Below are 11,334 nucleotides of genomic sequence, written 5' to 3'. Positions count from 1 at the left end.
AGGTTCAGCATGGACGGCAAGGGCCGCGCAATCGACAATATCTTCATCGAGAGGTTCTGGCGGAGCCTCAAATACGAGAAAATCCATCTGGAACCATCCGACAATGGATTGGAGTTATATCACAAAATAAAGGATTATATGGAATTTTATAACAGGAAAAGCCCCCATCAGTCATTGGGATATAAAACCCCGGAAGAGATGTTCCGGGTGGCCGCTTAGTTTCCCGGTACCGCCCCGCGGGGCGGTACCGGGAAACTAACTTATCTGATAGCAATAACTGTCTAAGAAAGGGGAGAAGCTTAGTATTTACAGTTGAAAATGTTCCAAGAGATGCGCAGGCGAGAATGCAAGCAGCTAATGCTCCAGCCGCAACAAGAGCAAGAATTTTATCAGGTAAATTTACTGGCAATTCAGAAGTACATTTTAATGGAAATATCGCATTTTCAAGTGCAAAACAACTTTTTTATTCTATGGGACATGAATTTATCCATGTTTCTCAGTATGCAGCCTTAATGGGGTAGCCAGCAAGTATATTAGGACAAAAAGGATTCAAAGACATGTTGGATTTCCATGCATATAATTATCAAAATACTTTAGGCGGAACTAAATACAGTAGTTTTGCGAGGAATGAAATTCGAGATTGGGCTACAAGATTTCCTCAATTTAAATTGATGAGTCATATAAATTTCCCATGGACAAATAATGTTGCTTTTAGATATCCCTTACATTAGTTAGTATGAAAACAAATAAACTTTACTTCATAATAGGCCTGTTATTGCTACAAGGTCAATTTGCTTATTCTCAAAAAATAAGTATTGAACTGTCGGCAAAGTGGGTCAAAGGATACGATGTTTTCGAAAAAGATTCAACAATATACTATCCAGAATTAATTATTACCTATAGAAATAATTCCGACTCTAACTTATATTTTCCGAAAGTTTCGAACAGTCGTTGCGGATTACCAAATTTACCGTATGGAACTCTTTTTCAATATCCTATAGGAGAGTATTTAAATCCAAATTATTTAAAAAGAGCAAAAAATCATGGTAATTACAGTAACAATAATTACACGGTAGAAATTAGCAATTCTGCCCACTTATTTAAAGGCTGGTATGTATATAATGACACTGTGGATTTTAGTTTTTCACATGCTATTGATTTTGTAAACGATGAATTGGCAGATATTTATGAATACATATATAGAGAGAATTGCAGAGAGAATAATGATTCATCCAACATGCTCAAAACACACTATTCTACATCGGAAATAACACCAGAAAATATATTGCATAAGTTTAAAGACTTGTTTGTTTTTCTTAAACCAGGAGAAATTTATCAAGATAATTACAATCTTGTTGCATTTAAATTATTGAAGGGCAATTTCACATTTTGTGTAGAGCCATTTTTGCCAGACTATATTTATGCAGAACTTTTTAATAAAATAAAAACACCATTGCCGAAAGTAGTAGGTGAATATAATTTATATTCCGGTAATGTTAATTCTGACAAAATAACAATAGCATTTTAATATTCTAAGCTATACTTTATTAAAAAAGACGATGAAGATTTATATTACTTTTATTCCAACATGAAATTAACTCACATCCTTTTTATTGCTATTCTTATCTTATTAACTGCTTGCTATCCGCAGAAAGAGGAAATAAACTTGATACTTAAGCTTGAACAATTCAGGAAAGACGATTGTGAAAACCTGTGCCATAAGTTGAAAATTTCTATCTTTAATCCGACAGAAAACAATTTTCTCTTGCCTGCATTATATATTAGGACTAATTTGTTTGTAGTGGATAATGAGGGGAGGGAATATATATATTCATTGTGATCTTCCTCGTTCTTCTCTATTTCCTACGCTACGCTGTTCAGATTGAATCTTTTTATTACCGAATTTGTAACTTATGGACAGTCGAACATAACGGGAATCCGGAATATTATCATATACATATTTAATATTATTGGACTTGAGAGTTAACTTTGAATGATCGGTTTTGAATATATCATTGGCTGTTAAGGATAATGTAAGGCCATCATTAAGCAAACGGACTCTAATGCCACTATACATATAGCAACGTGCATCAGTTTCTCCAAGTGCCGACAAATAAGGGAATTCATAATAAAAACCTAACGTTAGCATAACTGTTCTTTTTCTATTAAGCATAAAATCGTTGTTTGTACTGATATTTGCGCTAAATGTACTAATAGATGGTATTGCTTCTTCAATTGTACCTTTTTTCTTTATATAATAACCGGCTATGCTATTAAAAGAATTCCACCACCAAAATTTGTTGAAATTGTACGATTCAGATAGCCCTATGCTATAATAATTTATGCAGTTAAGAGGATAATGTCGTACAACTTGTGTCTCAGAATCAATAAAGGGGAACTGAAATATATCGCCGGAGGTGTAGCTGTACCACAATTTATGTTCAAGGTTAGAAGTTGTCATTGAGATTTCAAGATTGTTTGAAAAAGAAGGTTGCAGGAAAGGGTTCCCTTCATTATAATCATAAGCATTGAAATATGATTTGTATGGATTCAATGAACTGAAAGGTGGACGTCCAATGCGTCGGCTATAATTTAGTGATATCGACTGGTTGTCCTTCATTTTATACAGAAAATAAAATGTTGGAAACAATTTTAAATAACTGTTTTTGTCTGTCTGGTTCAATGTTTTGGAATATCCTTCAGTTGCAGTATTTTCTACCCTAAGCCCCGCTTGAATCTGAACCTTTTTCGAAATTTGTTTCTGTGCTGAAAGATAAGCAGCTTGTATATTTTCCCGATACCGAAAAACGTTGGTTTGATTTTCATCTACAATTAAATTTCCCGTGGTGTTATCATAAAATATATAGTCGTTTTTATTTTCGGAAAATGATATTTTTCCTCCCAAATTTATGTTAATCCATTGCAAAGGTAATTCAACATCCATTTTAGCCGAATAATTTGTCACTATGCCTTTGTTTTGATTTTTATGCGCATAATAGGAATCTGGAATAAGACTTAAATCGGGTTTGTATCTACTACCCGAATTGTCCTCCGAACCGAAACCGTTTCTTTTGAAATAGTCCAAGTCAACCAATATTTTTTTACCAAGTGTGTCAAGGTTTATAATACTGTTGAGATTAATGGCGTTTAAATTATTATCACCATGATTTTGCCTTATAGAGGACATCATTTCTTTTACCAAACTGTTCTGATCATAAACTGTTGTGTTTATATTATCGACTTTTTCGGGATAACGGGCCCAGTTACCTGAATATAAAGCACCTATTTTCCAGGCATTGGTTATCTTATAATCTAATCCTATATTCGTATTGAAATTTCTGTAGACACTATTTAAAGGTGCAGTTAGTACCCAGGTTTCTGTTGGATAATATATAAAATTTTTCATGTGATAAATTCCTTTACCTGAGTTGGCGCTGACATTGGCAAAGATAGACAGTCGATCTTTCTTATAATTAAAATCTGTCCCAACATTTCCATCCGGATATCTTCCTTGTTTATATGTTCCTCGTAAATTCAAATTCCAGGAATCGTTAAATCCTTTTTTCGTAATAATATTGACAATACCGCTGTTCCCTTCAGCATCATATTTTGCCGGCGGATTGGTAATTATTTCGATTCGTTGTATATTTTCTGTCTGGAAACTTTTGAGATAATTTGTTAAACTCTCACCATCAAGTGGGATTACCCTGTCATCAACTGAAACAATCATATTATCCTTGGCAATCAAACTTATTTGCTCTCCTTGTACTCTCAATCCGGGTATTACACGCAAAACATCCAACGCATCCCCACCTGTACTGATAATAGAATTTTCAACATTAAATACCAACCTGTCGGTTTTGCGTTCAAATAATTTTTTGGGAGCATAAACAATTAATTCATTTAATAAACGGGCATCTGCTTTTAAATGGAGAATTCCAATATCAATATTTGCATTAATATGAATTTCAGAAGTATAAGTTTCGTATCCCAGATAATTGATTGTAAGCGTATATTGTCCGGGGGAAACTTGAAATTCAAATTGACCTTCCTGGTCGGTAGAAGTACCTAATAATTTGTCAGAACTGTCGTTTTTTAATGTCACATTAGCTAATTCAAGAGATATATCATTTTCTGTTTTAACAATTCCTGATAATTTAACTATTTCAGCCTGAGCGTTAAAAATATTAACGATAATAAAAATTAATAATATATACATATATTTCATGGCATCAATTATTCCCATATTGTATGCCATATTACTACGCTCATAATGAAAATCTTCCATTTGTTGCGGTAGATATTCTAAATGAGGATGGATTTTTGCCCACATATCCCGATAATATTTTGTGGTGAGTTCTTGATTTTGAGCAATAAGATGAGATTCAAGTAGTTTTTCGGGAAAAGGTTCAAAAATAAAAACATCCCATCTACGTGTAAAAATGGTTCTTTCTGCAATGAATATGTTTTTATTTTTGCCATTGCCCATAGATCGTTTGGTAATACATTCAGTTCGTCAAGCACAATGTGTACATTGGTGATGGAACCTATGATCCCACCAACCATAAGAATTTTCTATACTTTTATACTTCCCTCCCCAAAAAGATTGTATTATTTTCATAATGGTTGTAATTTTACAAGATACGAAGGATATGAATCTCACTTTATTAATTCATTAGGAGCGATTTCAAATTAAAACCCGTAGGTTAGAATCCACACATTTACTGCCAGCACTTTGTCCGTGTAACCCTGCATAAAAAGTTATCCCGCATCTCACAATTTTGTTCAAGGCTTATCAACTCTATAGTCTCCCGTTTGTTACGAAAGTGAAGTGGTTTACATAGTTGTTCGTATAGCAGAATCTCGCCTCCTTAACCGCCTTATGTTGGTGGTAGTTGTATCCCCTCAAAATTCATTCTTTTTTGTATACAGGGGCTTTGGCAAGAAAACATCACACAACAGAATTAATCCCGTCGCATGTACTTTTAGGCTACGATAGAAGGAATAATAGGTTCAGTCACGCTTGCTAAACAGCTATGTATTCAATTTCTTGTCACACATCTTCTCTGCAAATATAAATAAATATTTCATCACACACTAAACGTTTAGTATGTTTTCATTGTTAAATATTCTAAAATAGCGAGCTTGCTCGAGGAACCTAGCAGAACTACGACTCATAACTGGATCAAAACAAACTCCTAGATGCTGCAAAAATAAACTGTTATCATATTAAAGAGATAGAAATAAGAAACATTAATCCGTATTCGGAATTGGTAGAGAAATCTAATTATTAGAGTTATCTATAGATTCGGAAAGACCTTTGACTTGCAAATTTATTTGAGACAAAAAGTTAAGCGACATTTTTAATTAAAGTTTTGTAAATTTTTAAACCGAACATTTGGATGCTGCATACTGTTTATATTTTATGCCATAGGATTTAGATTCTTTCTAATCGCCGCTGTCAGCTATCCTCCAGACTTCAAATCGCGTATTTATAATAGGAACAATTGCGGATAATCATAAAGTTATTTATCATGTAAATACCTAGAGGATATTAATAAATTGCATAAAATAATACCAACTAAATATTCAGTATGATGCAATATTACAGTTTTTAGATGAGAATCACAAATGAAAATATTCCTTCTTTATAAAAAAAATTATCCATTTGGATGAATAGTATGGAAAGAGCATAGAATGTTAGAAAAACCAAGATTTCTTTTTCGAAAGAGACGTGAAAATAACGTATACTTTCACGATCTAAAAACAGTGAATACTTTGTTGGTAAAATATTTAGTATTATTTTTGTATAATTGATAAAATTGATATGAGAACAAATAATCATACTTATGACACCATTCTTTGGGAATGTTTCAAACTTTTCTTGCATAATGGTTACAAAGAGGTCACTTTTGCGGATATTGAAAAAGCCATAGGCATGACACGAGGAGCGGTCTATTACTATGTGAAAGATAAAAAAACATTATTTCATGCTGTTATAAATAAATATCTAATTGAAAAACAAAATATTTCTAAGAAAGTATCATACAATGAGGAGGAAGGATTGAGGATATTTATTCTCAATTATGTGGATGGGGTAATGGCAACAAGAAAGTCTTTTTTTGAGGTAGCCGAACAAAGTAATGCTATTTTATCTTATTATAATCTGATTAATAATGCATTGATATATTATGAAGGTTTTAAAGAAAAAGTAGAAATATTGCTGAATCATGAGGTAGCTGTTTGGGAAAAAGTTCTCAAATTGTCCAAAGAAAGAGGGGAAATAAAAGATAATATCCATATTCCCTCTACTGCATTAGTTTTCCAAAGTATTTTCCATGGTTATTCATATACGAGAGGAATGATAGAACGCTTTAACTATAACCAATTACTCGATTTGTACCTGAATTTTTATGACCAGATAAAAGCTTAGTTTTTGAATGATAGCCCACGATTGAAATAATATGTGCAAATAAATACCAAACATATAGTACCAATTATGAAAAAAGATGTTTATATTAATCGGACATCTTCCTATTTACCTAATGAACCTATGTATAATGAAGAAATGGAAGATTTTTTGGGGAAAGTATCGGGAAAATCTTCAAGGGCCCGTAGTATTATTCTGAGGCAGAATGGAATTAAATCAAGGTATTATGCTTTGAATAAGCAACAAGAAATAACGCATACAGGTAGTGTTACATTGAGTGTGTCTCCAGTCTAGTTTCTTTATCAGCCTTGAAACAAAATTATTCATTTTTTCTTTTTCAACTAATCCTTGATCTGTATTTTTAATTCCGATACTTGCACAAGGATTAACGGCGTAGCCTGTAACTTGCTTGTCCTTGTGCAAGGCAAGAGGAATTTTGTCCTCTTTCACACCAAGAACCCCATGGAAGGCTTCCGTGGTCACGGATCGTTTACGGAGGATCTTGACATGAATGGCATCCGCGAAAACAAGCGGATAATAACTCTCCGGCGGGCGGTTTAACCATCTCCCGACATCGGAGCGCGGGTAATCGATATTCGGTAGACCTGTGATAATCCCCTTGAAAAGCGATACCTTTATTTTGCCGGCGGGCTTCTCCGGGATCTTCTATTTGGTATCGATGTTATTTTACTGTGGCTGATTATCTTTTTCTTGATACATTCAGCCCTTCATCAAAAGGGTATGAAATGAATTTCACATTTTCGTTTTTTACCATTTCATTCAGGCGACTTTCCACATTCGACCAGTCGTATCTGCCTTTTAACAGATGAATGGGTTCTTTTATGATATCATCGTGATACAATAACCCTCGCACCGCTCGCATTGGGTTACTGGATGGGTATTTGTGTTCGTATGCCTGCAGCATTCGCTTAAAGCTCATTTGATTGGACAGGCAGGCTATGTCGATGAAATCTTTTAAACGCGTACCATTGTCTGCAATGGCTTTTAATTTCATTGCCGAAATATCGTCTATTGAATAGAGCCGGATGCCTTGTTCCCGGATGATGGGTTTTACATTCTCATATTTGTGAGCCATACAGTCGATCATCACATTGTCTATATACCCTTTCAATGTGTTCTTGCTTTGAAAGTCGTTGATAAAATGGTATTCCGCGGTTAAATATTCCGATAATTCGGATGCAGAAAAGTCTTTCTGAGTGAATAAATCCAAATCAGCGCTTTTGCGATGTCCTATGTGCAACGCCAAAGCGGTACCCCCGGCCAAGTTGAATTGATTGAGCTTCTCATCCTGCATAAGCGTTTTTAAGAGTTCAAATGTGCTTCTCTCAACTGTTTCTTTTTGTAGCATAACAAGTTGTCTTTTTTCAAGTCAAACAATTTACATACAAAATCCATATCCTTGTCGGAGAGATGGGGGATTTCCGTGATAATTTTTTTAAAATTATCCATCCCCCCGTATAAATTTATGGCAGCGTAATAGTCATTAATCCAACCTCGCTCGATGATACGAGACACCACAATGTGCCTCATTTTGTACCAGTCTATGGTTGAATATTCATACTCCCACAAAAAGCGGGGATGAATACGTGTAAATTCTGTTTTTTCTCTCCAGTCGCTAAACATAATTTCTGTTTTTATTTATCACAAATATACTGCTTTTTGCCCTCTCTTACAAGCAATTCAACCAATAATACGTTAACAGGCAGTGCGCTACCAATGGCTAAGAAAACTTGAAACTTCATTTGGTATCACATTGATAGAGGTATTAATAATGTTTTTGCAAATAAAGTAGGGTTTGCTTACTTTTCATCTGTTTTATAGAAAAGCAAGTGGGAAACAAGGTAAGAATTGCTCTCTTTTATGGAGTTTAATCTGTTTATTTTCAATATGATAAAAAAATATAATAGGTTAGAATGCATGGAAGGCTTCCGTGGCCACGGATCGTTTACGGTGGATCTTGACATGAATGGTATCCGCGAAAACAATCGGGTAATAACTCTCCGGCGGGCGGTTTAACCATCTCCCGGCATCGGAGCGCGGGTAATCGATCATGTGCGGGATGCCGGCCTTGCCATAGTGCTCCCCGTAAATCTCTCCAAAGATCTCACCAACCTGACTCTGCGTGCCTCGTGGTGCGGTCCTTGCCATAAAAAAATACCATTGATGAAAGAAATTTATGAAAAGACAAAAGAAAATTTGAATTTGGTTTATCTTACCACAGACGAAAGTAACACCATTGATGATTGGAATACATTGATGGAAAAAGAAAACATTAAATGGCGGAGTTTGTGGCTCACAGACAAGAAACTGAAAAGCGATTGGCAAATTTCCGCAATACCTGATTTTATTTTGGTTTACCCTGACAGAAACGCGAAAAAGATATTGTTAAATGAGGAAAAAGACATTCAAGAGTTATATTCATTGTTGAATAAATGAAAAATCAAAATCAGTCGACCTTGAACCGTATTGATAACGAGATACCATTTTCATCGACTACGGTAAGGGTATGTTCACCCGGATCGGGCGAGAGTTCCATCTGGTGAATATTGGATGTTTCTCCCAGATAATCCGCGCCGAGATGCCAGAAGACACGTGCGGAGGGATTCCGGTGTGCCAGCTCGAAAACGGCTTTCCCCCGTGAACCATCCAATTGTTTGGTTATCCTGAGTATCGCTCCCGGATAGGGATAGATAAACTGCATCACCGCGTCGGAGATATTTCCGGAATCACATTCGGGAGAGAAAGGGGGGAGCGAGCGGTAAGCCGGATGCCGTTGCTTGTAGTACCATTCCCACGACGGGGGCAACTGAAACCATGAAACGGAACGGATACCCCTGTCACCCGCACATTGTTCATATACCCGGTACTGTCCGTCTTCAGACAGGTGGACCCGCCTGTGGTAACCGCAGACCGCCCCCTGCAAGCCTCTTGCCGGAATCAGCAGGGTATCGATGGAGCTTTCGGGACAATACATTCCCTTCAACTGTCCGCTTTCACGGCATACAGCCGCTTCGGCCAGCTCCCCGTAAGGCGTTTCGAACCACCCGGTAGCAGGTAAAATATTAAACAGGTCGAACATCACCCGCGCCGACGTGCGTGCCCCAGTGAGTCCCGGACGGCCTTCACCGCTCGCGTTGCCTGTCCATACGGCGACAAGGTATTTGGGTGTGACGCCTACCGCCCAGGCATCCCGGAATCCGTAACTGGTACCTGTTTTCCATGCCACTCTCCGGACAGAGGGCACAAAGTCCCAGTTCAACTCTTCCGGCCGGTTCACATTGGTCAGCGCCTGCAAGGTAAGCCACGCCGCACCGGCGTTGAACAAGGGTGATTCATCCGGTTTCGATCTTGGCGCGCTATTTTTCGTCATGGCAAAGCTCGAACTTGATTGACTTTGCTCATTTAGCTTCCCGAAAACGTGCCGTTCTCGTGGCTGATGATCACGCAACAGTCTGAAATTCTCCCACTCATAGTATGTCGCCTCACGGGTATAATCCGTCACGGTCTGTGCCATCCGGGCATAGGCGTTGGCAATATCCCATAACGTGCCCTCCGTGCCTCCGAGGATCAGGGAAAGCCCGTAATGGTCGGCCGGCCGGTTGAGGGTGGTCATCCCCGCCTTTTTCAGAAGATCATAGAACTTCGCTACGCCATACCTCCGTAGCGAAACCACGGACGGGACATTCAATGAGCGCGCCAGCGCCTCATCGGCATGTACCGCCCCGTCATATGCAAGGCTGAAATTCTTTGGGGCAAAACCGTTTATATTGATGGGAACGTCAGGAAGCAACTCCGCGGGGAGCAGCATACCCTCCTGCAACATGGCGCAATAGAGGAACGGTTTGAGTATGCTGCCTGTGCTGCGGGGCGATTGAATAATATCGACCTGGCTGCCGTAGGCATTGGCGCCGAATCCCACGTTCCCGTTATAGGAAAGCACTTCGTTGGTCTGCAGGTCGACAATCAACGCGGCAAGGTTAAATATGCCGTTTTGCGAAAATTCGGTATTCCAGCGGTCTAACACCTCTTCGGCACGCATTTGCAGGTGTTTGTCGACGGTGGATTGGATATGGTCTCCGGGATTTCGTAAAAAAGCCTGCGTCACCAAATGAGGTGCGATCTGCGGCAAAGGATGCGGGTGGTCGGGCAATGGCTCCGACACGGCCAGTTCATAATCTGTCCGGTCAATGGTATTGTCATCGAGCAATTGTCGCAAGAGACGGTTTCGCTTCTTCAACAATCCTTCCCGGTCACGGCCGAAGTGCATCATCCCGGGCGAATTGGGCAATACGGCCAGCACAGCCGCCTCCCCCCATGACAACGACTCAGCGCTATGTCCGAAATAACGCCACGAGGCGGCATCGATACCCACCACATTTCCTCCCATCGGCGCGTGGGAAGCATACAAGGCCAGAATCTGCTTTTTTGAGTATGATAATTCAAGCCGGGTAGCCAGGATCACTTCGATGAACTTTTCGAAATAGGTGCGTTTATTCCGGCGCGTCAGCCGGACGGTCTGCATGGTGATGGTGCTTCCGCCGCTCACCACCCTACCCGCTTTCAGGTTCTGCGTCATCGCCCTGCCAAGCGCCAAAGGGTTTACGCCCGGATGATAACGGAAATGCCTGTCTTCAAACTGGATAAGGCAGATTTCATATTTCCCGGGGACGCTGTCGGCCGGAGGGAAGCGCCATTGTCCGTCGGATGCAATGCGGGCTCCCAACAGTTCACCGTTCCGGTCCGACACCAGCGTACTGTATGGTGCGTCGAACAAGGTGCCGGGTAAAGAAAAGAGATACCAGACCAACAGGAAAGCAAGTACCGACAGGGCAATTTTTTTCCGTGAATGCAACACGTAAAACCACTGTAGGAGTCTACTCATG

The 11,334-nt window shown here is 38.8% G+C and carries 9 protein-coding genes and 1 pseudogene; 5 read left to right on the top strand and 5 right to left on the bottom strand.

What is annotated here, in order from left to right:
• The 3 genes from D7D25_RS03650 to D7D25_RS03640 form a co-directional block, all read left to right on the top strand.
• The coding region (locus D7D25_RS03650) for an integrase core domain-containing protein (protein ID WP_148038839.1) at positions 1-219 on the top strand (219 nt) is incomplete at its 5' end.
• Between the two features lie 125 nt (positions 220-344).
• Positions 345-521 carry a hypothetical protein gene (locus D7D25_RS17930; protein ID WP_158602528.1) on the top strand — a complete coding sequence of 59 codons (177 nt, stop codon included), beginning with the start codon at positions 345-347 and terminating at the stop codon, positions 519-521.
• A 215-nt stretch (positions 522-736) separates the two neighbouring features.
• On the top strand, positions 737-1,528 hold the full coding sequence (locus D7D25_RS03640; protein ID WP_122967590.1) for a hypothetical protein: 792 nt from the start codon (positions 737-739) through the stop codon (positions 1,526-1,528).
• Between the two features lie 303 nt (positions 1,529-1,831).
• Here the strand turns inward: D7D25_RS03640 and D7D25_RS03630 are convergent, their stop codons facing one another.
• A complete protein-coding gene (locus D7D25_RS03630; protein ID WP_370453826.1) occupies positions 1,832-3,730 on the bottom strand; it encodes a TonB-dependent receptor domain-containing protein in 1,899 nt (632 codons plus the stop codon).
• Positions 3,731-3,901: 171 nt separating this feature from the next.
• Positions 3,902-4,482 (bottom strand): annotated as a pseudogene (locus tag D7D25_RS18755) (DUF6734 family protein); the annotation flags it as partial.
• Positions 4,483-5,827: 1,345 nt separating this feature from the next.
• Here D7D25_RS18755 and D7D25_RS03620 point away from each other — a divergent pair.
• Positions 5,828-6,433: a TetR/AcrR family transcriptional regulator gene (locus D7D25_RS03620; protein WP_122967586.1), complete on the top strand. Its 606-nt coding sequence runs from the start codon at positions 5,828-5,830 to the stop codon at positions 6,431-6,433.
• A 697-nt stretch (positions 6,434-7,130) separates the two neighbouring features.
• Here the strand turns inward: D7D25_RS03620 and D7D25_RS03605 are convergent.
• Together D7D25_RS03605 and D7D25_RS18145 are read right to left on the bottom strand one after the other, a co-directional pair.
• Positions 7,131-7,799 (bottom strand): nucleotidyl transferase AbiEii/AbiGii toxin family protein, encoded by a 669-nt coding sequence (locus D7D25_RS03605; protein ID WP_122967583.1) that lies wholly within the window; start codon positions 7,797-7,799, stop codon positions 7,131-7,133.
• A 560-nt stretch (positions 7,800-8,359) separates the two neighbouring features.
• Positions 8,360-8,599, bottom strand: a complete 240-nt coding sequence (locus D7D25_RS18145; protein WP_122967615.1) for a transposase — start codon at positions 8,597-8,599, stop codon at positions 8,360-8,362.
• Between the two features lie 15 nt (positions 8,600-8,614).
• On the opposite strand from D7D25_RS18145, the gene D7D25_RS03590 reads away from it, so the two are divergent.
• Positions 8,615-8,887, top strand: coding sequence for a hypothetical protein (locus D7D25_RS03590; RefSeq protein WP_255417163.1), 273 nt, complete (start codon positions 8,615-8,617; stop codon positions 8,885-8,887).
• Positions 8,888-8,897: 10 nt separating this feature from the next.
• Here D7D25_RS03590 and pbpC read toward each other — a convergent pair whose 3' ends face one another.
• Entirely contained in the window at positions 8,898-11,333 is a 2,436-nt protein-coding gene (gene pbpC, locus D7D25_RS03585) for a penicillin-binding protein 1C (RefSeq protein WP_122967614.1), read from the bottom strand.
• Position 11,334: the final 1 nt, after the last annotated feature.

Origin of the sequence: Proteiniphilum sp. X52, from assembly GCF_003712195.1 — a bacterium.
Taxonomy (GTDB): domain Bacteria; phylum Bacteroidota; class Bacteroidia; order Bacteroidales; family Dysgonomonadaceae; genus Proteiniphilum.
Note: the sequence above shows the minus strand (reverse complement) of the source record. Positions and strands in the feature narration are given on the sequence as shown.